This window comes from Pantoea sp. T14, from assembly GCF_036663535.1.
Classification (GTDB): domain Bacteria; phylum Pseudomonadota; class Gammaproteobacteria; order Enterobacterales; family Enterobacteriaceae; genus Pantoea; species Pantoea phytostimulans.
Genome location: NZ_JAWUEB010000024.1, coordinates 52413 through 76496 on the forward strand (window position 1 = coordinate 52413; position 24084 = coordinate 76496).

Annotated in this window: 22 protein-coding genes; 13 read left to right on the forward strand and 9 right to left on the reverse strand. The window is 50.6% G+C overall.

Annotation, left to right across the window (positions count from 1 at the left end; translation table 11 throughout):
• Window positions 1-67 precede the first annotated feature (67 nt).
• The gene (gene uvrA, locus SC127_RS11475; RefSeq protein WP_332626511.1) at window positions 68-2896 is read right to left on the reverse strand and encodes an excinuclease ABC subunit UvrA; all 2829 of its coding nucleotides are present in this window, start codon (window positions 2894-2896) and stop codon (window positions 68-70) included.
• A gap of 224 nt (window positions 2897-3120) precedes the next feature.
• On the opposite strand from uvrA, the gene ssb1 reads away from it, so the two are divergent.
• Entirely contained in the window at window positions 3121-3669 is a 549-nt protein-coding gene (gene ssb1, locus SC127_RS11480) for a single-stranded DNA-binding protein SSB1 (RefSeq protein ID WP_243078789.1), read from the forward strand.
• A gap of 74 nt (window positions 3670-3743) precedes the next feature.
• On the opposite strand, the gene SC127_RS11485 is transcribed toward ssb1, so the two are convergent.
• A complete protein-coding gene (locus tag SC127_RS11485) occupies window positions 3744-4265 on the reverse strand; it encodes an isochorismatase family protein (RefSeq protein WP_332626514.1) in 522 nt (173 codons plus the stop codon).
• Window positions 4266-4393: 128 nt separating this feature from the next.
• Here SC127_RS11485 and SC127_RS11490 point away from each other — a divergent pair, with 128 nt between their 5' ends.
• Together SC127_RS11490 and SC127_RS11495 are read left to right on the forward strand one after the other, a co-directional pair.
• The gene (locus SC127_RS11490) at window positions 4394-5221 is read left to right on the forward strand and encodes an AraC family transcriptional regulator (protein ID WP_332626515.1); all 828 of its coding nucleotides are present in this window, start codon (window positions 4394-4396) and stop codon (window positions 5219-5221) included.
• A gap of 78 nt (window positions 5222-5299) precedes the next feature.
• On the forward strand, window positions 5300-6259 hold the full coding sequence (locus tag SC127_RS11495; protein ID WP_243078786.1) for a DMT family transporter: 960 nt from the start codon (window positions 5300-5302) through the stop codon (window positions 6257-6259).
• A gap of 933 nt (window positions 6260-7192) precedes the next feature.
• On the opposite strand, the gene SC127_RS11500 is transcribed toward SC127_RS11495, so the two are convergent.
• Window positions 7193-7588: a transposase gene (locus tag SC127_RS11500; protein ID WP_215847887.1), complete on the reverse strand. Its 396-nt coding sequence runs from the start codon at window positions 7586-7588 to the stop codon at window positions 7193-7195.
• Between the two features lie 527 nt (window positions 7589-8115).
• On the opposite strand from SC127_RS11500, the gene SC127_RS11505 reads away from it, so the two are divergent.
• Window positions 8116-9372, forward strand: coding sequence for an oligosaccharide flippase family protein (locus tag SC127_RS11505; RefSeq protein WP_215847886.1), 1257 nt, complete (start codon window positions 8116-8118; stop codon window positions 9370-9372).
• An 8-nt stretch (window positions 9373-9380) separates the two neighbouring features.
• A complete protein-coding gene (locus tag SC127_RS11510) occupies window positions 9381-10331 on the forward strand; it encodes an ATP-grasp fold amidoligase family protein (protein ID WP_215847885.1) in 951 nt (316 codons plus the stop codon).
• A 54-nt stretch (window positions 10332-10385) separates the two neighbouring features.
• On the opposite strand, the gene SC127_RS11515 is transcribed toward SC127_RS11510, so the two are convergent.
• Both SC127_RS11515 and soxS read right to left on the reverse strand, forming a co-directional pair.
• Window positions 10386-10667, reverse strand: a complete 282-nt coding sequence (locus SC127_RS11515) for a YjcB family protein (protein ID WP_215847884.1) — start codon at window positions 10665-10667, stop codon at window positions 10386-10388.
• Between the two features lie 281 nt (window positions 10668-10948).
• Complete coding sequence (gene soxS, locus SC127_RS11520) at window positions 10949-11374, reverse strand: superoxide response transcriptional regulator SoxS (RefSeq protein WP_215847883.1); 426 nt, start codon at window positions 11372-11374, stop codon at window positions 10949-10951.
• Between the two features lie 100 nt (window positions 11375-11474).
• On the opposite strand from soxS, the gene soxR reads away from it, so the two are divergent.
• The 4 genes from soxR (at window position 11475) to SC127_RS11540 (ending at window position 16166) form a co-directional block, all read left to right on the forward strand.
• Window positions 11475-11960 (forward strand): redox-sensitive transcriptional activator SoxR, encoded by a 486-nt coding sequence (gene soxR / locus SC127_RS11525; RefSeq protein ID WP_215847882.1) that lies wholly within the window; start codon window positions 11475-11477, stop codon window positions 11958-11960.
• 40 nt (window positions 11961-12000) lie between these two features.
• A complete protein-coding gene (locus SC127_RS11530; RefSeq protein WP_332626522.1) occupies window positions 12001-12666 on the forward strand; it encodes a glutathione S-transferase family protein in 666 nt (221 codons plus the stop codon).
• Between the two features lie 350 nt (window positions 12667-13016).
• A complete protein-coding gene (locus SC127_RS11535; RefSeq protein ID WP_243078783.1) occupies window positions 13017-14366 on the forward strand; it encodes an NCS2 family permease in 1350 nt (449 codons plus the stop codon).
• Window positions 14367-14516: 150 nt separating this feature from the next.
• Window positions 14517-16166, forward strand: a complete 1650-nt coding sequence (locus tag SC127_RS11540; RefSeq protein WP_243078782.1) for a Na+/H+ antiporter — start codon at window positions 14517-14519, stop codon at window positions 16164-16166.
• Window positions 16167-16305: 139 nt separating this feature from the next.
• On the opposite strand, the gene SC127_RS11545 is transcribed toward SC127_RS11540, so the two are convergent.
• Window positions 16306-17208: a LysR family transcriptional regulator gene (locus SC127_RS11545; RefSeq protein ID WP_215847880.1), complete on the reverse strand. Its 903-nt coding sequence runs from the start codon at window positions 17206-17208 to the stop codon at window positions 16306-16308.
• Between the two features lie 105 nt (window positions 17209-17313).
• Here SC127_RS11545 and SC127_RS11550 point away from each other — a divergent pair, with 105 nt between their 5' ends.
• From SC127_RS11550 to SC127_RS11565, 4 genes are all read left to right on the forward strand, one after another.
• Entirely contained in the window at window positions 17314-17739 is a 426-nt protein-coding gene (locus tag SC127_RS11550) for a CidA/LrgA family protein (RefSeq protein ID WP_332626526.1), read from the forward strand.
• Window positions 17732-18427 (forward strand): LrgB family protein, encoded by a 696-nt coding sequence (locus SC127_RS11555; RefSeq protein ID WP_332626528.1) that lies wholly within the window; start codon window positions 17732-17734, stop codon window positions 18425-18427. Before SC127_RS11550 ends, SC127_RS11555 begins: the two co-directional genes overlap by 8 nt.
• A gap of 90 nt (window positions 18428-18517) precedes the next feature.
• A complete protein-coding gene (locus tag SC127_RS11560) occupies window positions 18518-18790 on the forward strand; it encodes a hypothetical protein (RefSeq protein WP_332626530.1) in 273 nt (90 codons plus the stop codon).
• Window positions 18791-18931: 141 nt separating this feature from the next.
• Window positions 18932-19477 carry a YfaZ family outer membrane protein gene (locus SC127_RS11565; RefSeq protein ID WP_215847876.1) on the forward strand — a complete coding sequence of 182 codons (546 nt, stop codon included), beginning with the start codon at window positions 18932-18934 and terminating at the stop codon, window positions 19475-19477.
• A gap of 45 nt (window positions 19478-19522) precedes the next feature.
• Here the strand turns inward: SC127_RS11565 and actP are convergent, their stop codons facing one another.
• The 3 genes from actP to acs all read right to left on the reverse strand — a co-directional run bounded on the left by actP (window position 19523) and on the right by acs (window position 23593).
• Window positions 19523-21178 carry a cation/acetate symporter ActP gene (gene actP / locus SC127_RS11570; RefSeq protein ID WP_215847875.1) on the reverse strand — a complete coding sequence of 552 codons (1656 nt, stop codon included), beginning with the start codon at window positions 21176-21178 and terminating at the stop codon, window positions 19523-19525.
• Window positions 21175-21504, reverse strand: a complete 330-nt coding sequence (locus SC127_RS11575; protein WP_215848356.1) for a DUF485 domain-containing protein — start codon at window positions 21502-21504, stop codon at window positions 21175-21177. Before SC127_RS11575 ends, actP begins: the two co-directional genes overlap by 4 nt.
• Window positions 21505-21637: 133 nt before the next feature.
• Window positions 21638-23593: an acetate--CoA ligase gene (gene acs / locus SC127_RS11580; RefSeq protein ID WP_332626533.1), complete on the reverse strand. Its 1956-nt coding sequence runs from the start codon at window positions 23591-23593 to the stop codon at window positions 21638-21640.
• Window positions 23594-24084: the final 491 nt, after the last annotated feature.

Sequence of the window (24084 nt, forward strand, 5' to 3'; positions counted from 1 at the left end):
TTCTGCATTTCTCGGGGCAATTGTGCAGGACTAAAAACAAGGCCCGCACGAGGCGGGCCTGAAAGATTTACTTCTTCAATAATGGCTTGAGGAAGCGGGCGGTATGCGATTTCTCGCACTCCGCCACTGTCTCCGGTGTGCCAGCAACCAATATTTCACCGCCGCCGCTGCCGCCTTCTGGCCCCAGATCGACAATCCAGTCAGCGGTTTTGACCACGTCAAGATTGTGTTCAATCACCACAATGGTATTGCCCTGGTCACGCAGCTGATGCAGCACTTCCAGCAACTGCTGAATATCGGCAAAGTGCAGGCCGGTGGTTGGCTCATCCAGAATATAGAGCGTTTGGCCGGTGCCGCGTTTTGACAACTCACGCGCCAGTTTCACACGCTGTGCTTCACCGCCTGAAAGCGTCGTTGCGGACTGCCCAAGACGGATGTACGACAGGCCAACATCCATCAGCGTTTGTAGCTTACGCGCCAGCGCCGGAACGGCATCAAAGAACTCACGCGCTTCTTCAATGGTCATCTCCAGCACTTCATGGATGCTTTTGCCTTTGTACTTAACTTCCAGCGTTTCGCGGTTATAGCGTTTACCTTTGCACTGGTCGCAGGGCACGTAAATGTCGGGCAGAAAGTGCATTTCTACCTTGATAACGCCATCGCCCTGACAGGCTTCACAGCGGCCGCCCCGCACGTTGAAGCTAAAACGTCCCGGGTTATAGCCGCGCGAACGCGATTCGGGAACGCCGGCAAACAATTCACGTACCGGCGTAAAGATGCCGGTATAAGTCGCCGGGTTAGAACGCGGTGTACGACCAATTGGGCTTTGATCGATATCGATAACTTTATCGAAATGCTCTAGCCCGTGAACCTCGCGATACGCTGCGGGTTCGGCAATGGTCGCACCGTTAAGCGCGCGCTGAGCAATCGGAAACAGCGTATCGTTGATCAGCGTTGATTTACCGGAACCGGACACGCCGGTGATACATGTAAACAGGCCAACCGGTAGCGTTAGCGTCACATCCTTCAGGTTGTTACCGCGTGCGCCAGTGACTTTCAATACTTTGGTTGGATCGCCTTTCACCCGTTCTTGCGGCACAGCAATTTCACGTTTACCGCTCAGGAACTGACCGGTTAATGACGCCTCTTCTGCCATGATTTCATCAACGGTGCCTTCAGCAACAATCTCACCGCCATGCACACCTGCGCCTGGACCGATGTCGATCACATGGTCAGCGGCGCGAATAGCATCTTCATCATGCTCAACCACAATCACGGTATTACCCAGATCGCGCAGATGAATCAAGGTGCCGAGCAGACGTTCGTTATCGCGCTGATGCAAACCAATTGACGGCTCATCCAACACATACATAACGCCAACCAGGCCCGCACCGATCTGGCTAGCCAGACGAATACGCTGTGCTTCACCGCCGGATAACGTCTCTGCGGAACGCGACATAGAGAGATAATTGAGCCCGACATTCACCAGGAAGCTCAGGCGATCGCCGATCTCTTTCAACACTTTTTCAGCAATTTGAGCGCGTTGCCCGCTTAGCTTAAGGTTCTCAAAAAACGACATCGCATGACCGATGCTCATATCAGAGATCGTAGGTAATGTGGTGTTTTCAAGATAGACGTGACGCGCTTCACGGCGCAGACGCGTGCCTTCGCAACTGGCGCAGGCGCGGTTGCTGATAAACTTCGCCAACTCTTCACGTACCGCTGAAGATTCGGTCTCTTTATAGCGACGTTCCATATTGTTCAGTACGCCTTCAAACGGATGGCGACGTACAGACGTGTCACCGCGATCGTTGATGTACTTGAATTCAATACTCTCTTTACCTGAGCCGTACAGAATCACTTGCTGCACGTTCTCTTTCAGGCTGCCAAATGGCGCTTCGATGTCGAAATCGAGATGCTCAGCCAGTGAGCGCAGCATCTGGAAATAGTAAAAGTTGCGACGATCCCAGCCACGAATTGCACCGCCAGCCAGCGACAGCTCATTGTTTTGCACCACACGATCGGGATCAAAATATTGCTGTACGCCCAAGCCATCACATGTTGGACAGGCACCGGCTGGGTTATTAAAAGAGAACAAGCGTGGTTCCAGCTCACTCATGCTGTAACCGCAAATCGGGCAGGCAAAGTTCGCTGAGAACAGCAGTTCTTCCGCTGCGCTGTCGTCCATGTCGGCAACAATCGCCGTGCCGCCAGACATTCCTAACGCGGTTTCAAACGATTCTGCCAGGCGAGTTGAAAGATCCTCACGCACTTTGAAGCGATCAATGACCACTTCAATGGTGTGTTTTTTCTGAAGCTCAAGCTTAGGCGGATCGGAAAGATCGCAGACTTCGCCGTCAATACGCGCGCGGATATAACCCTGTGTCGCCAGGCTTTCCAGCGTCTTGGTATGTTCACCTTTACGATCTTTCACGACCGGAGCCAACAGCATCAAGCGGCGACCTTCAGGTTGCGCTAAGACTTGATCGACCATTTGGCTCACAGTTTGCGCCGCGAGCGTGACGTCATGATCTGGGCAGCGCGGTTCACCCACGCGTGCAAACAGCAAGCGCAGGTAATCATGTATTTCGGTGATGGTGCCGACCGTCGAGCGCGGGTTGTGTGAAGTCGATTTCTGCTCGATGGAGATAGCGGGCGACAGACCTTCGATATGATCGACGTCTGGCTTCTCCATTAAAGAAAGAAACTGGCGCGCATAGGCAGAGAGCGACTCTACATAGCGGCGTTGACCTTCCGCATACAGCGTGTCAAAAGCCAAAGAGGATTTACCGGAACCCGAAAGGCCGGTTACCACAATGAGCTTGTCACGCGGAATGGTCAGGTTGATGTTTTTCAAATTATGGGTGCGAGCACCACGAACTTCGATCTTATCCATTCACCTTTCCCGGATTAGCAGCACTCGCCGTGCCATGCCGACACGACCAGAATAAACGCATTATTATGGCACAAAAAATAGACTGAATAAATATCCAGTAGTCTTTGCCTTTTGGTGGCTAAGTGTTCAAAATTGGAACCCCGCTCTAAAGTGGGAACACTATTCAGGACGTGTTAGAATTGATCGTTTAGACTTTTAGCATTAACTCATCGGGAGACAGCAACATGGCCAGTCGTGGCGTTAACAAAGTGATTCTTGTCGGGAATCTGGGTCAGGATCCGGAAGTGCGTTACATGCCAAATGGTGGCGCTGTCGCCAACATTACGCTGGCCACGTCGGAAAGCTGGCGCGACAAACAAACCGGTGAAAATAAAGAGATCACCGAATGGCACCGCGTCGTGCTGTTTGGCAAGTTGGCCGAAGTAGCCGGTGAATACCTGCGTAAGGGTTCCCAGGTCTATATCGAAGGCCAACTGCGTACGCGTAAATGGCAGGATCAGGGCGGCCAGGAACGTTACACCACTGAAGTTGTGGTTAACGTAGGCGGCACCATGCAAATGTTGGGTGGACGTCAAGGCGGCAGCGCTGGCGGAGCAGCACCTGCTGGCGGCGGACAAAGCAACAACAACAACGGTTGGGGCCAACCGCAGCAGCCACAGGGCGGCGGTAATCAGTTCAGCGGCGGCGCGCAATCTCGTCCGCAGCAGCAGAGCGCACCTGCAAGCAACAATAATGAACCTCCAATGGATTTTGACGACGACATCCCGTTCTGATTTTTGCGGACTCGCGTTAAACCAAAAGAAAAGGCCCAGCTCGCTGGGCCTTTTCTTTTATAAACTTTTTTCAACTATGACCATTCTGTCAAAATGGCATCACAGCTCAGCACACGCGGCACATTGCCAGGCAGTGAAAGCGCTGCCCACACCTCGTTGTGTTGATTAATCAGTTGTTCTGCGCTGACAAAAGTACGATCGGCCGTGGTATGCGCATCAGCCGCCACGGTAATGCGATAGCCAAGGCTGGCACCGACTTTAATCGTGGTATCGACGCAGTAATCGGTCGCGCAACCACAAATAACAAACTCTTTCACAGACAGTTCATTTAACCGTTGGGTTAGAGACGTTTGCCAAAAGCTGTCGCAGGCCGTTTTGGCCACGAAATGTGCGTGAGCAGGCTGATGCAGTTCTGGCAGCAAATCAAAAGAAGCCGCGCCTTCTTTCATGCTGCCTTCGCGGTGTTGGATAAAAATTGTTAGGTCGGATTGTTGAATAAGGCGGTTAATGCGTGCGACGCGACCGTCCTGATCAAAGCGGGGCGTTTCAAAAACGCCGTTTTGCATATCGACTACCATTACAACACGCTGTGCCATGTTAAAACTCCGTTTATGCATCAGCGAAGCAGTGTTACCTGGCGAGATGACATTGGCAAACTTTTGCATTTCAGCATCGTTCACATGCATGCTAGTAAAACAAACTCAATGTAACCAAGAGGTGTGTCGTGGAAGGCGTTCCAGCCGTTTTTCCCTGTGAAAAAGATTGCGCGCAGTTTCAGCAGTTGTCTGAGCTGCCGGGCGTAGAACTTTATCAGGCACACATCTCTCGCTATGCATTTGAACCGCATACCCATGAAGCCTTCGGTATCGGTACTATTGAGTCGGGTGCACAGCGCTTTCGCTATCGCGGAACACAATACACGGCGCCGGAAAACTCGTTGGTGATGATGAACCCTGACGAACTTCACACTGGCGAATCAGCTTGTGATGAAGGCTGGCGCTATCAGATGATCTACATTCAGCCGCAACTGATGGATGAATTAACCGGCGATCGCGGCTGGTGGTTTAATGAGGCCATGCTTACAGACCTGCGCCTGGCGCAGCCGCTGTCGCAAATCCTGACTGCGCTATGGCAAGCGGATTCAGCATTGGCGCGGCAAAGCTTGTTGTCGGAATTATTTCGCCTGATGCGGCCGCTGGCCCGCATGTCTGCTCAGCAAAAACCAGAGGCGCAGCACCGCTTTGATCATGTCCGTGACTATTTACGCGCAAATCTTGCAGAGCCGGTACGGCTTGAATCGTTAGCCGCGCTGGCATCACTGTCGCCGTGGCATTTTTTGCGTGCTTTTCGTGACCACTTTCATGTCACGCCACAGCAAATGTTGATGGCGTATCGTTTATATGAGGCCAAGCAATTGCTTGCGCGCGGTGAATCAGCGGCCAGCGTGGCGGCAACGGTGGGACTTACCGATCAGGCACATCTGACGCGTGCTTTTGCTCAACGTTATGGCATTACGCCAGGTCGTTATCAAAAACAGGTGATGCGTCGCTAGCATCACCGCAATCTGCTACAAGCAATCTTTCCGCTATTTCGCCACACTGCGCCGGTTTCTCTATAAAGGAAGAAAAAGATGTTTGCTGGCGTATTGTTTGCCCTCGCAGCAGGGTTGATGTGGGGGTTAATCTTTGTTGGCCCGCTGCTGGTGCCCGATTATCCTGGCACGCTTCAGTCAGCCGGGCGCTATGTCGCCTTTGGCCTGATTGCGCTTCCGTTGGCATGGCACGATCGTCAGCGCCTGCGCAAACTGCTACCTGCCGACTGGCGAGAAGCGCTGAAACTCTCGCTGATAGGAAACCTTCTTTATTATGCGTTTCTCGCCAATGCGATCCAACGCACCGGCGCGCCCGTTTCAACCATGATTATCGGCACGTTGCCGGTCGTCATCGCGGTGACAGCAAACTGGCGTTACGGGCACCTTGAAGGACGGCTCTCCTGGCGTCGACTGATCCCCGCACTCATTATCATTGCAGTGGGATTGCTCTGTGTGAACGTGGCGGAACTGCGGACAAAGAGCGTAGATTTTGAATTAAGCCGCTATCTGACTGGCATCGCCTTGGCAATAATGGCGGTGGGATGCTGGACATGGTATCCGCTGCGCAATGCCCGTTGGATGCGTACGCATCCCCAGCTGAGACCATCGACTTGGGCAACCGCGCAAGGCTTAGTCACCTTGCCGTTGGCGTTGATCATGTATGCGTTGGTGAGTGTTCAGCTTGCCTGGCAACGCCCAGAGTTTGAACTGCCATTGGGCCCGCACCCTGAGGTTTTCGTTCCATTAATGCTGACGATTGGCCTGTTGTGCTCTTGGTTGGGCACCTTATGCTGGAACGCTGCAAGCCAGCGCCTTCCAACCGTGCTCATGGGCCCCTTGATCGTTTTCGAAATCCTGTTTGGCTTGTTGTGGACATTTCTTTGGCATCAAAGCTGGCCGCCACTCTTAACCACAGTCGGTATTGCTTGTTTGATTGCCGGTGTAATTTGGGCAATGCGAATTAAGCCTGAATCGCAGGTGTCTAAAGTCGATGTCTAACGTACTCGCGCTGACAGTGTTGAGGGTCAGCGCGACTCACTGATTTTGAAGCATTTTAAGAATTTGCCGTACTGCTTTTTAGCCCCTATTATCCGCTTTCTTCCTTAATTACCGTTTCTTTCTCTGTTTCTATCGTCTCCGTTCAACCTTCAATAGCCAAAATAAGCCTGTTTGAGAGGGAAGAAAAACGCTCTGTTAACCGGTTTCAGACTTTTAAAGTCCATTCCGGCTATTCTTTAAATCATTGGTTGTGGAAAAACTAGCCATTTAAGTCAGTGAATTAGCCCTGTTTGTGCATATTTATGGCCAGCCTCTGCGTTTTTATTGGCTATTGGCCCTGATAAAACAGCGAGATAAACCAGTTTTTACTTCAGTGAATTGGAAAAACGTCGGGTTCAGTTACCGTTTCGCTTATTTTAAAAGATTAATATTTAGTACCTTTGAACACTATTTTAAACAGACAAACCCTATGCTGATCATTAAAGTGGTAAGTATCTATAAACTATTTATCCTGGATTATTCCTGGAGAAAGTTTTTGGTTTATCCACTAGTGATGGTTGAAATTCATTCAATAGAAAAAGGCTTAGATCCACTCTAAACTGAGAGGTAAGAATCGATTTTATTAAACTTGTTTAAACTGGCTTAACAGAATTGTCTGTATTCAGTTCCGTTGGTTAGCAGGATTAACCTAATAATTAAGAAGCACCAATCTCACCGAAATGAGACTGGGCTAGGGGGAAGTAGCGTAGAAAGCGAGACTTTTTGCTGTTGCGAATCAATTTTACCGCAAAAAAAGAAGCTTAGCCGCAAATCCATTCATTAGGAATCAATGGTGCGGAAAGAGTAGCTACAAATGTCCTGTTAAATGATCTTCATCTCTTCTGGTAAGAACAAATCTCAGCTTTAAGTCCAGGAAAAGCGGTAGCATTGGAATTAACGGTTTTCAGTCCCTGACGGGTAATGATAAACACTGCGGCTAATATCCAGTAAGCGGCAGCTACGGCGCGTCCCGATGTCAAAGGTATCTTGTAAGAAGTTGACTGCTTGACGTTTTTCATTGGTCGTAAAGAAGTTCTTCAATACGCTCTGGAGCATCTCCTTATCTGAATTCAGCGTTTGCAGTTCGCGGGAAAGATTTTGCAATTTCTCTTCCAGCTCTTTGATTTTTCTACCTTCTTCCGAAGATAGCCCAGAAAACTTCTTCTTCCAGCTATAAAAGGTTGCTTCGGAGATGCCAAGCTCCTCACAAATCTCCCTGACTTTTACACCTGATTCAGAAGCTTTAATGGCATTTGTGATTTGATCTTCGCTATATCGTGACTTTCTCATAAATGCGCTTACCTTTCTTATCGATTAATGGATGAGAATGACTTTAATAAATCCTGGCACTGTAAGTTTTCTATTAATGCAGTATTAAAGTGCTCGAATTGAATTGCGAAGGTTAAATTAAGATATTTAGAATAAATATCATCATGGGATAAATCTTATTTTATTCTGATCGGGTTAGGACGCCTTCCTGGAGAAGGGTTTTTGATATAGATTCTTCACATCCTAAATACGAAAAAATTCTACGTACATTGGATATTTAGCATAACCGCCTTGATTAATACGCAGGTTATGACTCTACAAAACTGCGCTCATTTCAGCTTGAAATCGTTTCCATCTCAAGTTATTCGCGCCAAATATAATAAGAATAATCCTGAATTCATTCTCTGAATCGTGCTTTGATTCTCATTTTTTCGGACCAGTTTGGTTTGAAGCCTTTAATTTTCGCCAGGCCCACTGAGCGCTTATTAATTCGTTACAGGGATGTTGTACCGAAGAGGTTGTAGGTCAGTAATATTAAGGAAGAGTCGATGAAATTGAGCGTAATGTCTAATGCCGCCTGGATGATGTCTGAGAAGCTCATCTCTGTGTTTGGCGTCATATTTGTGACTTCTTACGTGGCTAAATCGTTTGGCCCAACGGTGTTTGGTCAAATGGCCTTCTCAACCTCTTTATTTGCCATGGTGCAAACCATTGCAATATTTGGCACCGAAACCATTCTTTTTAAACGTGTGAGTAAAAATGCGTCAAAAGGCTTACGCCTGATGACGATCGCGCGCACCATGCGAATGGTTTTATTGTTGCTCACCTCAATACCTGTGCTGATTTGGGTCTGGTACAACATGCAGGAAAATTTCCTGGCATTTGCACTGGCCTCATTCGTGGCATCGGTTTTTGTCACTCAAGACACGTTCAGCGTTTATAACAATGCGCGGCTTGCCTCACGGTTAAATACCATCGCTAACGCCATTGGCATGGTGCTGAGTTTTACTATCAGTTTCATCATTGCCTGGCAGCGTCTGAATCCACTGTGGCTCACGCTTTCTATTGTGGCGGTGACGTTGGTGCCGTATTTCATCAAACGCTACAACTTTTATCGCGAACACCAGGATCTCATGCCGCCGCGTGAAAAGCGCGCTGCTTATTTGCGTTACTTAATGTACGCCGGCTTGCCGTTAGCCATCTCCAGCATCTTTATTTCTGTGCAGGTTAGAACGGCGCAGATGTTTCTGGCAGGGATTGTTTCAGCACGTGATCTTGGCTTGTTCGCTGCCGCCAACACAATTGCCGCTTCGTGGATTTTTATCCCCGTCGCGCTGATTACTTCCTGCTTTAGCGAGATCTTCAGGGAGCGCGGCGATGCAGCGATAAAATTAGCTGCACGGCTACACGGGTATGTCGTGGGTGTTTCATTGTTGATGTTGCTGATCATTGCGTTGTTCGGTGAGCAGATCATCATCGCTTTATACGGTAAAGAATACACACAATCAGGAAGCCTCATTACGTTGCTGTCGATTGCAACCAGCTTTTCGGCAATGGGGACTGTAGCGTATCGCTACATGGTAAAAGAAGGTGGGTTTAACTATTTGCTGAGGAAAATCATTTGTTTGATGGTCATCAGTGTGCCGCTTTCCTGGTGGCTAATCCAGGACTACGGCGTCATGGGGGCCGCGTGGAGCGTTTTCCTTTCAGAACTGTTGTCCCTTACCGTAATGAATTACTTCTTCAAAAACGGCGTCATTCAAAAGATTCAAGTTTCCTCACTCAACTACAAAACCTACAAATGAGGTCCGATATGCTCAAGTTGAAAGAAGAACTCAGAAGAAGTGTGCAGTATTTCATCAAGAAGATGCCTTGGTCCTATCAGGATCGCATCTACTACTTCCATAAGTTCAGAAAACTGCCCAATCTTCGTCAGCCTAAAGTGTTTAACGAAAAGGTGCTGTACCGCAAATTTATCTACGGCGATTACCAAAATTATGGTCGCTTGTCAGATAAGTTTAGCGTGCGCGAATTCATTGCCGAGAAGATTGGCAACGAATACCTGATCCCGTTGGTACACGAAACCACCGATCCGACCACGCTGAATAGTTTGCCTTGTTGGAAAGGAACGGTGATTAAACCGAACCACGCGTCTAACATGGTAGAAATTCTGTTGGAAGAACCGGACGCGTTGCGTAAGCAGCAAATCATCCATGATTGCTATCGCTGGCTGAAAACGGATTTTGCTAATGAAGCGCGTGAAATCCATTATCGCTACATCAAGCCCCGTATTTTGGTGGAGCAATACATCGGTGATGGAAAAAGTGCGCCGATTGATTACAAGTTTCATATGTTCAACAAGCGTGATGGCAAGTTTGAATATGTGCTGCAAGTCATCTACAACCGATGTCAGCCGCTGTTATCCATGAATTTCTATGTGAATAACCTTAATGAGGCGTTTCACAAGATCCGTGATACCGGGCTGGATGTCACTAACATCATGCCGTCACTGCAACATGCGCTCGATATGAGCAAAAAGCTGGCCAGTGATTTCGACTATGTGCGTGTTGACTGGTATATCCATGAAGAGCGTATTTATTTTGGTGAATTGACGTTTACACCAGGCGCAGGTTTGGTGACAGGGTTAGATCGTGGACTCAATCAAATGATGGGAGACATGTGGATTCAAGATCGTCGCGGAACGCAGAGACCGGGCGTCACAGTGCAGGATGTTAATATCCCTGCCATGTTGAAGAAAATTTAAGAATACACAGCAATATAAAAAACCCCGCGTAGCGGGGTTTTTTATTGGAAAATTTTAAGGCATTGGCCATTCAGCAGGCGCTTGGCTCATCACCTGGATAAACACATCCTTAGAGATGGACATGAAATTGTGCACACTCTCCATAGTGAGTGTAATGCCCATTAAACCGGTGACAAACCAGCAGGTCATGCCCAAACCGATGCCACCACACATGAATGCCATAACGTGATGGCTATCCTGACGAAGTTTGGTTTTCAAGGTGCTGGCAAAAAACATCATAACGGCGCTAAGTAATTCCCAACGCATAACGATAAGACTGGTGGTTAACGTAGCCATCGACTCAACCTCAATAGATCAGTGATTATTCCTGACAATCTGCGGACATCACCGGCGGCGAAAAAGCGTGTCAGGTCGTGCTTTTCCGTCGTCAACCCAAGGTCATAATGTGACTTGGCTCACATTATATCACTCGATTTTATATTTTGAACAAAATTTGCAACTGGTATGGTACAAAAAATTTGATTGAAGTTTGAGCAGAAAGTGGCGGGGAAGAAAAGGTGAGGAAAAACAATTAAGAAGGCGCGCCCGCTTGGGGCGCACTGAAGACGAAATCAAATTTAGCTAACGGGACAGCATTCGCCCGTGGTTCGTTGGGTAAAGCTGGCCATGCTTTCGCTGCAATCAAAGCTCAACAGGCGAGGGCGCTGAATGGCCTGACGACGCATGGTGTGGCGATAAGCGGTTGGCGTTTGTGAAAATTGGCGACGGAATACGCGTGAAAAAGTTTGCTGCGAGTCGTAGCCATATTGCATCGCAATATCAAATACGGGACGTTGCGTCAGGCTCAACGCTTCAGCCGCTAAGGTCAGGCGACGTTCACGAATATATCCACCCAGCGTTTGTTTCGTCACGGTACGGAACATACGCTGCAGATGCCATTTCGAATAACCTGATTTTGCTGCGACTTCATCAATAGACAAACTCTTGTCCAGATTTTGGTCAATCCAGTGTGTCAGGGAGTGAATGATCTCTTCTTGCATCATAGCCTCATCCTTCTGGTGATAATTCAATGCGGTATAGGAATTCGTTGTTCTGATGGGAAGCGAGTATAATTCCTCAAGTTAACTTGAGGTAAAGGTCCAAATGAAAAAAGATCGCAACTACCCAAAACCGGTTTTGACGCCGGGCGAAGTCGCACGACGCAGCGGCGTTGCTGTTTCTGCGCTGCATTTTTATGAAAACAAAGGGCTTATCTTCAGCACACGCAACGGCGGCAACCAGCGCCGTTATAGCCGAGACGTGCTGCGACGTGTGGCGATAATCAAGATTGCCCAGCGCATTGGTATTCCCTTGGCGACGGTGAGCGACAGTCTCGAACATATCCCTGCTAATAAACGTATGTCGACCCACGAATGGGATGCACTGACGCAACACTGGCGTGAGGAACTGGATAAACGTATCGAAACATTGACCCGCTTACGCAACGATCTGGATGGCTGCATCGGCTGCGGTTGTCTTTCGATGCGTGACTGCCCACTACGCAATCCAGGCGATCGGTTGGGAGAGCAAGGTTCAGGTGCGGTACTGCTTGATCCCGAGCAGGATGACAAACTGTCAGGGCGGGAGTGATGTCTATACTTGGCTGATAATCACCTAACAGGGAATCACGATGATCACCGTTCACCATCTTGAGCATTCGCGCTCGCATCGCGTGTTATGGCTGCTCGAAGAGCTGGAAGTGCCTTATCAGATCAAACGCTATCAGCGCGAATCCACCATGCTGGCACCTGAGGCGCTGAAAAAAATTCACCCTTTGGGTAAATCGCCAATCATTACTGACGAAAATCGCGTGGTTGCCGAATCGGGTGCCATCCTCGAATATCTCGAAAATAAATATGATGCCGAATATCGACTGAAACTTACTGATGAGGAAGAGGCGCTGCAATCTCGTTACTGGCTGCACTATGCCGAAGGTTCATTGATGCCATTGCTGGTAATGAAATTGATTTTTGCTCGACTCGGGCAAGCGCCGGTGCCTTGGCTATTGCGGCCGATTGGCGGCATGTTTGGTAAAGGCGTACAAAAAGCCTTTCTTGATAAACAGCTGAAGCCGCACATGCAAATGATTGAAAACCATCTTGTCGCGCATCCGTGGTTTGCGGGCAAGCGTTTCAGCATCGCGGATATTCAAATGAGTTTCCCGCTTTTGGCACTGAATAAGCGTGCCGGTTTGCAGCAGATGCCCGCGACGCAAAAGTGGCTGGAAACGGTGAAACAGCGCGCCGCCTGGCAACGCGCCATTCAGCAGGGCGGCGACATTAACCTGCAAGGCTGAATCCCTTTTTTGTTGCGTAATGCTTGCCGTTGCGCAACCTCTTCTCCTCTTCATAAAATCCTGCAACTTCAAAGCGAAACGCGTGTTACGCAACAGAGCAAGTCTACGTCATACGCGATCCAGTGAAATCTTTATCCTGATTAATGACCATCAAGCAGTTGAAAATGTGCCAGCAAACGCCGGATAATCGTTTGCCTTTTTATTTGCCCATCTTTGAAGGGTCACTTATCTGCGGCAAGGTAAACGTTTGCCTTCTGTTTGACGCCGTTTGGCGCAAACAACTTACCCAGGGATTTCAGGGCGGCGGTCGCAGAGCGATCTACACAACAAAAACTCTTTGAGGCTCAATTATGTCAAACGAATCACGACCGGCCAGTGGAAAACTGGACGCCTGGTTCTCAATTTCTGCTCGTGGCAGCAGCGTTCGCCAGGAAATTCTGGCGGGGCTAACCACGTTTTTAGCCATGGTTTATTCGGTGATTGTCGTGCCAGGTATGCTGGGCAAAGCGGGCTTCTCGCCAACCGCTGTGTTCGTCGCGACCTGTCTGGTTGCCAGCTTTGGCTCCATCATTATGGGCTTGTGGGCTAACCTGCCGATGGCGATTGGCTGCGCCATTTCGTTAACCGCCTTTACCGCCTTTAGTCTGGTGCTGGGGCAGCAAATCAGCGTGCCGGTCGCGCTCGGTGCGGTATTCCTGATGGGCGTATTGTTTACGCTGATTTCCGTGACCGGTATCCGTTCATGGATTTTGCGCAATCTCCCGATGGGCGTTGCGCACGGTACCGGCGTCGGCATCGGGCTGTTTTTGCTGCTGATCGCGGCGGATGGCGTAGGTTTAGTGGTAAAAAACCCGGCTCCGGGTTTGCCGGTAGCGCTGGGTCATTTCAACTCTTTCCCGGTCATGATGTCACTGTTGGGATTGGGTGCGATTATTGGTCTTGAAAAGCGTAAGGTGCCGGGCGGCATTTTGCTGACCATTATTGCCATTTCGGTATTAGGACTCATTTTCGATCCCGCGGTAAGTTATCAAGGTTTGTTTGCGCTGCCGAGCCTGGCTGATGCCAACGGTCAATCGCTGGTGTTTAGCCTCGATATCATGGGCGCCTTGCAGCCAGTCGTGTTACCTAGCGTGTTAGCGTTGGTGATGACAGCGGTATTTGATGCCACCGGCACCATCCGCGCAGTGGCTGGCCAGGCGAATCTGCTCGATAAAGACGGGCAGATCATCAACGGCGGTCGCGCTTTAACCACCGACTCGGTCAGCAGTCTGTTTGCTGGCTTAGTCGGCGCATCGCCAGCGGCGGTTTATATCGAGTCTGCGGCGGGCACGGCTGCAGGCGGTAAAACCGGTCTGACGGCAATTGTGGTAGGTTTGCTGTTCATGGTGATTTTGTTTATGTCGCCGTTGGCATACTTAGTCCCGGCGTATGCCACAGCGCCTGCGCTGATGTACGTTGGCCTGCTGATGCTGAGTAACGTCGCCAAAATCGACTTTACTGATTTTGTCGATGCGATGTCTGGCCTGCTGACGGCGGTCATTATTGTGCTGACCTGCAACATCGTCACCGGCATCATGCTCGGTTTTGCTGCGCTGGTGGTCGGACGCATTTTTGCTGGCGAATGGCGTAAATTGAATACAGGAACCGTGGTGATTGCGGTAGCCTTAGTGGCTTTTTACGCTGGTGGCTGGGCGATCTGACTGTAGAAGTGGGCGCGCAGAGGCGCGTCCAGGATTATTCTCTTTTTTTACCCCTTGTCGCACGTGTAGTAATCCCAGCAACCTTGGGTTTGTTTTACACTTTAGCGCTTACGACATTGCTTGAGAGACTTTAAGGCGCTTAAGGAAAGCATGGAAATCTTTTTTACTATTCTCATTATGACGCTGGTGGTCTCGCTTTCTGGCGTTGCTGCTCGCATTCTCCCTTTTCAAATACCGCTGCCATTAGTGCAGATCGCGGCCGGTGCGCTGCTCGCCTGGCCAACGTTTGGCCTGCATGTTGACTTCGATCCAGAACTGTTTTTAGTGCTGTTCATTCCGCCGCTGCTGTTTGCTGATGGATGGAAAACACCGATTAGCGAGTTCCTGCATCACGGTCGAGAAATTATTGGATTAGCGTTGGTGCTGGTTCTGATTACCGTGGTGGGAATTGGCTACCTGATTTATTGGCTGGTGCCCGGCATTCCACTGATTCCCGCCTTCGCGTTGGCGGCGGTGCTGTCACCAACCGATGCCGTCGCACTTTCAGGCATTGTCGGTGAAGGGCGTATCCCGAAAAAAATCATGTCGATTGTGCAGGGCGAAGCGTTGATGAACGACGCATCCGGCCTGGTGTCGCTCAAGTTTGCTGTTGCCGTCGCCATGGGCACAATGGTCTTTACCTGGGGCGGCGCCAGCGTTGAGTTCCTCAAGGTTGCGGTAGGCGGTTTGGTTGCCGGTGTTGCAATCTGCTGGCTTTACGGAAAATCGCTGCGCCTGCTGAGCCGCTGGAGTGGTGATGATCCGGCTACACAGACGGTTCTGCTGCTGCTGCTGCCGTTCGCCTCTTACCTGATTGCTGAACATTTGGGTGTGTCTGGTATCCTGGCTGCGGTTGCTGCGGGTATGACCATTACGCGCTCTGGCATCATCCGTCAGGCTCCTTTGGCGATGCGCTTACGTGCTAACAGCGTCTGGCAGATGCTGGAATTCGTCTTTAACGGCATGGTGTTCCTGATGCTTGGCCTGCAGCTGCCCGACATTCTGCAAACCTCCATCGACCAGGCTAACGCCGATCCTAATGTCGAGCTGTGGATGCTGTTTGCAGATATCGGGTTGGTCTATGTCTCGTTGATGGTGGTGCGCTTCGGCTGGTTATGGATCATGCAGCGCTTCAGTAAGCGCCTGTTGAAGAAAAAGCCGCTGGAGTTCTCCAACTACTCGTTTAAAGAGCTGCTGATTGCTTCATTCGCGGGTGTACGTGGTGCCATTACGCTGGCGGGTGTGTTATCTATTCCGCTGTTTCTCAGCAATGGCGACCCGTTCCCAGCCCGTTATGAACTGGTGTTTATCGCCACCGGTGTGATTCTGTTCTCGCTGCTGATTGGCGTGGTCATTCTGCCTATTCTGCTGCGTGGCTATGATGGTATCGATAAATCCAGTCATCGCCGTGAGTTGCAAAATGCCCGCGCGGTCATGGCCAGCGTGGCCATTGAGAGCCTACAGAAGATGGAGTCTCGTTTGGAAAATGAGACCACCGAGAACATCGATCCTGAACTGCTGAAAGAGGTCAGCTTGCGCGTGATTGGCAACTTGCGTCGTCGTGCAGAAGGTAAAAATGATATCGATCACGCGCTGTTCGCCGAGAATCTGGAGCGTCGATTCCGTCTGACAGCGCTGCGTGCTGAACGCGCCGAGGTCTATCATTTGCGTGCTACTCAACAGATTTCCAACGAAACCATGCAGAAACTGCTGCACGATCTCGATTTGCTGGAAGCGTTACTGATTGAGAAAGAAGAATAAGTTTTTTACGAGAATGAAATAACCCGCATCATTCATGCTGCAGGAAGGCGGCAAGCGTGTTTATCCTCGGAAGCTTACTCAGGTAAGTGACCGGGGAAAAAAGTGAAGCCAACGCAACAGTAGCGTGAATGATGGCGGGTCACACTGAAAGACGTGGAGCGTCATCGGGCCAATGTTCATGACAGCAATCAATCCATGCTTGCGCACTGCGAGACAAATAGCTGCCCTCACGCCAAATCAGCCCTAAACTCCACTTCAGTTCTGATTCCAGTGGTAGCCACAGCAGCGACTGTTTATCCAGCCTTTGGCAGATCGGCTCCGGCAAAATTGCTACTCCCATTTCGGCCTGTACCATTGCAGCCAGAAAATCCCATTGCCCGCTTCTCACTGCGATCGTTGGCGTAATGCCGAGACGTTGAAACGCCTGCATTAACTGGCGATTAAGCGAAAACTCTTCATTAAAAATCAGTAAAGGATGTTCTGCCAATTCGGACAAACCAATATGGCTGCGATTGAGCCACTCGGCGCGGCGCGGCAGGAGCACGCAAAGGGGATGATGCATCAGCGGCAGCGTATTAAGAGGTAAATCTGCCTCCACGGGTAGCGCGGTAAGCGCGATATCTAAACTGCCCGCCAGCACGGCCTGCTGAACGGTTAAGCCACCAAACTCAGAAATTTTTAGTGCTACGCCAGGATAACGACGGCGAAAAGCGGAAATTGAACCGGCTATCTGCATACCCACCATGGGAGGAATGCCCAATCGTAGCTCGCCGGTTTTCAACTGATTAATGTCGCCGATTTCCGCCTCTAGCTGATGAAACTCCTGCAAAATCGCCAGGCCACGCTGATAAACCGCCTGCCCACTGTCGGTGAGATGCAAGCGGCGACCATCGCGTAATATCAACGTACAGCCCAGCTCTTCCTCAAGTTGACGCAACATTTTGCTGATAGTTGGCTGCGTCACATACAGTTTCTGTGCGGCGCGCGTAAAACTTTGCTGGCGAACCACTTCGGTAAAGTAACGCAACGCGCGGACATCCATGAGCTATTCCTTTTTGGCATGATTTTAATAATATTAATTCATTTTTTTCACCTTCTGTCTGGGATTTATACTGAGCACCTTGAATTGACGGGGGAGAAGAAAAAAATGGCGTTAGCAATCAGTCCGCGAAGAATGGGCATGCTGCAACGACTTGGATTGCCACTGCAGCTGGTGCTCTATATCAGCGTGTTTGTAGGCTGCGATCATCTGGTCAATTGGCTGCATTTGCCGTTGCCTGCCAATATCGTCGGCATGCTGCTGATGTTGGTTTTAATCGTGACACGCATCGTGCCGCTGGGTTGGGTGAAGGCGGGTTCAAACTGGCTGTTGGCGGAAATGCTGTTGTTCTTTATTCCTGCGGTGGTCGCGGTGGTGAACTACGGCGATTTGCTACGTATTGAAGGCTGGCGCATTTTTCTGGTGATTGCTATCAGTACGCTGTTGGTCCTGGCCTCGACAGCCTTAGTGGTGGATCGCGTTTATCGCTATGAAGTGGCGCGCGCAGCGCGTAAGCAGGGCAATAATGCGTGATTTATTGCTCAGCCTGCTGTGTGTGGTCATTACCTTGTTGATCTATTACCTCAATAAACATCTCTACCGCCGCTGGCGCACCTTGTTGTTAATGCCGCTGGTGATGACACCGCTGGTGCTGGTGGCCTTGCTGATGGTGACACACATTAGCTGGCAGGATTACATTGCCGAAAGTCACTGGTTGCTGTGGTTGCTGGGGCCCGCCACGCTGGCGTTTGCCGTGCCGGTATATGAAAACATGGCGATCATCAAACGGCATTGGATGTCATTAAGTGCTGGCGTCTTCACCGCAACCCTGGTCGCGGTGTGCAGCTCAGTCTGGCTGGCGCGTCTGTTGACGCTGCCGGAATCTATTCAGCGCAGCCTGGCGGTGCGTTCTATCACCACGCCATTTGCTTTAGCCGCTGCTGGGCCCATTGGGGGTCAACCCGATTTAGTGGCGCTGTTTGTGGTGATCACCGGCGTTTTTGGCATGGCGGTAGGCGACGTTTTATTCTTGCGAATTGCCATCAAACAGGGCGTGGCAAAAGGGGCCGGTTTCGGTGCGGCTTCACATGGTGCTGGCACGGCTCGCGCCTATCAGTTAGGCCAGCAAGAAGGCGTGGTTTCCAGCCTGGTGATGATGCTTTCAGGTGTGCTAACCGTGATAGCCGCGCCAATGATCGGCCATGTAATGTGGGCTATCTGAGTTAAGACTTTTTCAAGCCGGTGCTTATATTCCACCTCTTGTTCTTTCCTTAAAGTGCGTGCTGTTTTTAAACACACAAGGAAGAACACAATGATGAAATTTATAGTCGTCGCCGGCCTGCTTTTGGCAGCATGCGATGTGGATGCAGCCGAACTCAGTGTGAGCGGTGGCAATAGCTGGATAGGTGTGAATCTTGAAAGCGATCACACTGCGTACCCGTTTGAAGCCGGTATCCATTATTATGCGCTACCCTCATTAAGCCACTCTGCGGGTTATCGCGCTCTTTCGACCGACGCCAATGTTGGGCAGCAAGATCGTCGCTTCATTGGTGGCGCGTTCATCGGCACCGCGTGGCGTTTCTGAGCAAAGGGCGGCAGCGAGAAATCCGCTGCCGTCAACCTAACGACATGTCTGTTTACGTAAAGCTTTCCAAATTTAGTTGTCTCCACATTTCAGGCTGTTAACCTTTGCGCCGAATTAATTGTCCTTTCATGGAGTGGAATCATGTTTAAGCAACTTGTTACTGGGAGCGCACTGGGCCTCGTTTTATTGAGCGGTGCGGCACAGGCAATCGAAGGCAGCGTTGATGTCGGCGAACACAACACCAACCTGAACGTGGGTCTGGGCACAACGTCGCCAGGCCTGTTTTTAAAAGGTAACTGGCTACGTAGCGATCACGATGGCAGCACTTACGGTGCAGGCTTGGGTTACAACGTAGATGTGGGCCCGCTGCGTTTAGCGCCGACCGCAAAGGCGATCTTCACCCATCCTGAAGATGGAAAAGACGGTTTTGCGCTGGCGCTGGGTGCGGGTGCAGCTTACAACTTCAACACCATGTGGGGCTTATATGGCGAATATTATTACGCGCCAGAAGGCTTCACCGATCACCTCGACAGCTATCAGGAAGCCGGGGGCGGCCTAAGCTTCACGCCAATTTCACTGTTGAATCTGCGTGTCGGCTATCAGTACATTGAGCTGAACAACAAAGGCGGACGTAAAGATAACGTGCTGGTCGACGGCCCCTATGTGGGCGCATCACTGCGTTTCTGATCCTGCTGAAATGAGAAAGCGGCTACCTTGGGTAGCCGCTTTTTTTTAGTGCGCCTTACCTTGCTCAATCCCTGCGCCTGTTTGCGAACGAATGAACTGCGCCCGGAAGCGGCTGCGTTCTTCTGCACCCTGTGCGGAGTGATCGGTAATTGAGAATAACCATGTCCCGACAAAGGCGATCAGCATCGAAAACAGCGCCGGATATTCATACGGATAAATCGGTTTCGCGTGGCCCAAAACGGTGACCCAAACTGTTGGCCCAAGGATCATCAGCACCACTGCAGTAATCAAACCCAGCCAGCCACCGACCATCGCACCCCGTGTGGTTAGCTTAGACCAGTACATTGAAAGCAAAATAATCGGGAAATTACAGCTGGCGGCAATCGAGAATGCCAGGCCAACCATGAACGCGATGTTCTGATTCTCAAACAGAATCCCTAACCCAATCGCCACGACGCCAAGCACCAGCACGGTAATTTTTGACACCCGCAGTTCATCCCGCTCGCTCGCCTGGCCTTTACGGTACACGCTGGCGTAAAGATCGTGCGATACCGCAGAAGCGCCCGCCAGTGTCAGGCCCGCCACCACCGCTAAGATGGTCGCGAAAGCCACGGCAGAGATAAAACCAAGGAAAGTGCTGCCGCCAACGGCATTGGCAAGATGAACCGCCGCCATATTGGTGCCGCCAATCAGCGCGCCGCTGGCATCTTTAAAGGCAGGGTTTGCGCCGACCAGTAAAATGGCACCGAAGCCGATAATAAAGGTCAGGAAGTAGAAATAGCCCATGAAACCGGTGGCCCAAAACACGCTTTTACGCGCCTCTTTGGCGTCTGCCACGGTGAAGAAACGCATCAGGATATGCGGTAATCCAGCCGTACCAAACATCAGCCCAAGCCCCAGCGACAGCGCAGAAATAGGGTCTTTGACCAACCCGCCAGGCTGCATGATCGCAATGCCTTTCGGGTGCACCGCCATCGCTTCGGTAAACAGCGCATTGAAGCTGAAACCCACCGTTTTCATCACCATGATGGCCATGAACGAGGCGCCAAACAGCAGCAGCACCGCTTTGATAATCTGTACCCACGTGGTGGCGAGCATGCCGCCAAACAGCACATACATCACCATCAAAATACCTACCAGCACCACGGCAACGTGGTAATCCAACCCAAACAGCAGCTGAATCAGTTTGCCTGCACCCACCATCTGCGCAATCAAATAGAGCGCGACCACCACCAGCGATCCGCAGGCTGATAGGGTACGAATGGGTTTCTGCTTCAAGCGATACGAGGCGACATCCGCAAAGGTATAGCGGCCTAAATTACGCAAACGCTCCGCAATCAGGAACAGGATCATCGGCCATCCCACCAGGAAACCGAGTGAATAAATCAACCCGTCATAACCAGAGGTATAAACCAGTGCAGAAATGCCCAAAAACGAGGCTGCAGACATAAAGTCACCCGCCATCGCCAGGCCGTTTTGGAAGCCGGTAATATTACCGCCCGCCGTGTAATAATCGCTGCGAGAGCGGGTACGTTTCGACGCCCAATATGTGATACCGAGCGTAAAGGCGACGAACACCACAAACATGATAATCGCCTGATAATTCGTCGACTGCTTTTGTACCGCGCCGGTAATCGCGTCAGCAGCCAGCGCAGAGAAGGGCAACAGCAGCGCCACTATCCACAGAGAGAAACGCGTCATGATTTTACCTCACTGAGGATCTGCTTAGTTAGACGATCAAATTCACCATTGGCGCGCCAGACATAAATGCCGGTCAGCACGAACGACACCACAATCAAACCCACGCCAATCGGAATACCGCGTGTCACATTGGTGCCTTCATGAAGCGGTGTACCGAGCCAGGCGGGGGCGAAAGCGATCAGCAAGATAAAGCCGACGTAAAGCACCAGCATGATCAGCGAAAGCAGCGTAGCGAAAGCCTGGCGCTTGCGAACCAGCTCATGAAAGCGAGGATTACGTTCGATCTGTTGATAGATTGCATCCTGACTTGAAAGGGCGTCATTCATCACAGTTTCTCCAGAGGATTTGCAGGCGTGAACCTCACACAATCGTGCTAATAGGGCATATTGTTATGTGACTACAGAAACACACTACGTAGGGATGGAAGGGCAGGAAGCATGAGGCTTCCCGCCGGATAACTTACGGCATTTTTATGGACTGTTTTTCCTCGAGTAATTTTTCCACTACGCCCGGATCGGCCAGCGTTGAGGTATCCCCAAGATTGCTGGTATCGCCCGCCGCGATCTTACGCAGAATGCGACGCATGATTTTGCCGGAGCGGGTTTTTGGTAGAGAGTCAGTCCAGTGCAACACGTCTGGTGTAGCGATAGGGCCAATCTCTTTTCGCACCCAGTTTCGTACTTCGGTGTAGAGTTCTGGCGAGGGCTCTTCGCCGTGGTTCAGCGTAATATAGGCATAAATCGCCTGGCCTTTGATGCTGTGCGCAATGCCCACCACCGCGGCTTCGGCAATTTTAGGATGAGAAACCAGCGCCGATTCAATCTCCGCTGTCCCCAAACGGTGGCCCGAAACGTTGAGCACGTCGTCCACGCGGCCAGTGATCCAGTAATAGCCATCTTCATCACGTCGTGCGCCGTCACCGCTGAAATAGACGTTTTTAAAGGTCGAAAAGTAAGTTTGTTCGAAGCGCTCGTGATCGCCAAACAGCGTGCGCGCCTGGCCAGGCCACGAATCCGTAATCACCAAATTGCCTTCACTTGCGCCTTGCTGTGGATTGCCCTCGTTATCGACCAGCGCAGGCTGAACGCCGAAAAATGGCTTGGTCGCCGAACCGGCTTTCAGTTCGGTGGCGCCCGGCAGCGGAGTAATCATAAATCCGCCGGTTTCGGTCTGCCACCAGGTATCAACAATCGGACAGCGGCTGTCGCCAATTTTCTTGTAATACCATTCCCAGGCTTCGGGATTGATCGGTTCACCGACCGATCCCATGATACGCAGGCTGCTGCGATCGGTGCCTTCAATCGCTTTATCGCCTTCTGCCATCAGCGCACGGATCGCCGTCGGCGCGGTATAAAGCAGCGTGACTTTGTGCTTATCGACCACTTCCGCCATACGACTTGGCGTTGGCCAGTTCGGTACGCCTTCAAACATCAGCGTGGTGGCACCACATGCCAGCGGGCCGTAGAGCAAATAGCTGTGGCCGGTGATCCAGCCGACGTCAGCAGTACACCAGTAGACGTCGTCCAGATGGTAATCGAAGACAAATTTAAAGGTGGTAGCGGCATACACCAGATAACCGCCGGTGGTGTGCAGCACGCCTTTGGGTTTCCCGGTTGAACCGGAGGTATAAAGGATAAACAGCGGATCTTCGGCCTGCATCTCGGCGGCGGAATGGTTGTGACTGGCATCCTTCATCAGGTCGTGCCACCACACATCGCGGCCCTCTTGCCAATCAATCTCTTTACCGGTGCGTTGAAACACCACCACATTGTTGATGCTGGTCACATTGGGATTTTTCAGCGCATCATCAACGTTCTTTTTCAGTGGAATGCTGCGTCCTGCACGAATACCTTCATCGGCGGTGATGACCAGTTTGGCGTTTGAATCCACCACGCGACCCGCTACAGCCTCGGGAGAGAAGCCGCCAAAAATAACCGAATGTACCGCGCCAATACGCGCGCAGGCGAGCATCGCAACTGCGGCTTCCGGCACCATCGGCATGTAAATTGCCACCACATCGCCTTTTTGTACGCCAAGCAATTCCAGTACATTGGCAAAGCGACAAACGTCGGCATGAAGCTGACGAAAGGTGATGGTTTTACTCTCGCTGGCGTCGTCGCCTTCCCAAATAATCGCGGGATGATCGCCGCGCGTTTCTAAATGTCGATCAAGGCAATTTGCCGCCAGATTGAGCGTGCCATCTTCGTACCAGCGAATAGAAATATTGCCTGGCGCAAAGGAGGTATTTTTCACCTGGCTGTAGGGCTTGATCCAATCGAGGATTTTGCCTTGCTCGCCCCAAAAAGCGTCAGGATCGTCAACAGATTGCTGATACATCGTTTGATACTGTTCGGCTGTGATCAGCGCGTTTGCTGCAATATTTTCAGGAACAGGATGTTTATGTATTTGGCTCATGGCGGATCTCCTTGAAGATGTTAATGATATGTCAATCAAAGGTTAAGTGAAGCCCAGCCTGAAGCTTTGTTTCTTTTTTGCGCCATAGATCACGCGTTAATCTTTAAGCGACTGCTAACGCATTTCCCCTCTCTGTTAAGCCTAAGTCCTTGCGCAAAATAGGGAATAAAGTTGCAAATGTTTGTGTCTTTCTCTGTTTAAAAATACAGCAAACGAACCCGACGCCTTTTTAGCCATTCCTGCATAGCTATGCGTAAATTCATCTAACTAATACTTTTCATAACAGCAGGTTAGGGTTTTAGTGTGCAATCAGCACATTATGCTGCTTTGGTGGTGAAGATTTAAACGAAGTCGCCAAGGGTTGCATTTACCTCAGTGAAAATGGTACTTATCTCGCCCCTGTTCTACAGGTATCAACTCAGACCGCGTCTGAAAATGGGTATGGGAATCATCGCATTTCTGTGCGAGGCGCTGTCTACAAACACCCTCTA

Excerpts from the sequence above, each read along its gene's own strand:
- SC127_RS11500 (WP_215847887.1), bottom strand. The coding sequence starts at position 7,588 with ATGAGAAAGTCACGATATAGCGAAGATCAAATCACAAATGCCATTAAA.
- acs (WP_332626533.1), bottom strand. The coding sequence starts at position 23,593 with ATGAGCCAAATACATAAACATCCTGTTCCTGAAAATATTGCAGCAAAC.
- actP (WP_215847875.1), bottom strand. The coding sequence starts at position 21,178 with ATGACGCGTTTCTCTCTGTGGATAGTGGCGCTGCTGTTGCCCTTCTCT.
- uvrA (WP_332626511.1), bottom strand. The coding sequence starts at position 2,896 with ATGGATAAGATCGAAGTTCGTGGTGCTCGCACCCATAATTTGAAAAAC.
- SC127_RS11495 (WP_243078786.1), top strand. The coding sequence starts at position 5,300 with ATGTTTGCTGGCGTATTGTTTGCCCTCGCAGCAGGGTTGATGTGGGGG.
- SC127_RS11565 (WP_215847876.1), top strand. The coding sequence starts at position 18,932 with ATGTTTAAGCAACTTGTTACTGGGAGCGCACTGGGCCTCGTTTTATTG.
- SC127_RS11535 (WP_243078783.1), top strand. The coding sequence starts at position 13,017 with ATGTCAAACGAATCACGACCGGCCAGTGGAAAACTGGACGCCTGGTTC.
- SC127_RS11530 (WP_332626522.1), top strand. The coding sequence starts at position 12,001 with ATGATCACCGTTCACCATCTTGAGCATTCGCGCTCGCATCGCGTGTTA.
- SC127_RS11550 (WP_332626526.1), top strand. The coding sequence starts at position 17,314 with ATGGCGTTAGCAATCAGTCCGCGAAGAATGGGCATGCTGCAACGACTT.
- SC127_RS11485 (WP_332626514.1), bottom strand. The coding sequence starts at position 4,265 with ATGGCACAGCGTGTTGTAATGGTAGTCGATATGCAAAACGGCGTTTTT.
- SC127_RS11560 (WP_332626530.1), top strand. The coding sequence starts at position 18,518 with ATGATGAAATTTATAGTCGTCGCCGGCCTGCTTTTGGCAGCATGCGAT.
- SC127_RS11540 (WP_243078782.1), top strand. The coding sequence starts at position 14,517 with ATGGAAATCTTTTTTACTATTCTCATTATGACGCTGGTGGTCTCGCTT.
- SC127_RS11515 (WP_215847884.1), bottom strand. The coding sequence starts at position 10,667 with ATGGCTACGTTAACCACCAGTCTTATCGTTATGCGTTGGGAATTACTT.
- SC127_RS11505 (WP_215847886.1), top strand. The coding sequence starts at position 8,116 with ATGAAATTGAGCGTAATGTCTAATGCCGCCTGGATGATGTCTGAGAAG.
- SC127_RS11555 (WP_332626528.1), top strand. The coding sequence starts at position 17,732 with ATGCGTGATTTATTGCTCAGCCTGCTGTGTGTGGTCATTACCTTGTTG.
- SC127_RS11545 (WP_215847880.1), bottom strand. The coding sequence starts at position 17,208 with ATGGATGTCCGCGCGTTGCGTTACTTTACCGAAGTGGTTCGCCAGCAA.
- SC127_RS11575 (WP_215848356.1), bottom strand. The coding sequence starts at position 21,504 with ATGAATGACGCCCTTTCAAGTCAGGATGCAATCTATCAACAGATCGAA.
- soxR (WP_215847882.1), top strand. The coding sequence starts at position 11,475 with ATGAAAAAAGATCGCAACTACCCAAAACCGGTTTTGACGCCGGGCGAA.
- SC127_RS11510 (WP_215847885.1), top strand. The coding sequence starts at position 9,381 with ATGCTCAAGTTGAAAGAAGAACTCAGAAGAAGTGTGCAGTATTTCATC.
- soxS (WP_215847883.1), bottom strand. The coding sequence starts at position 11,374 with ATGATGCAAGAAGAGATCATTCACTCCCTGACACACTGGATTGACCAA.
- ssb1 (WP_243078789.1), top strand. The coding sequence starts at position 3,121 with ATGGCCAGTCGTGGCGTTAACAAAGTGATTCTTGTCGGGAATCTGGGT.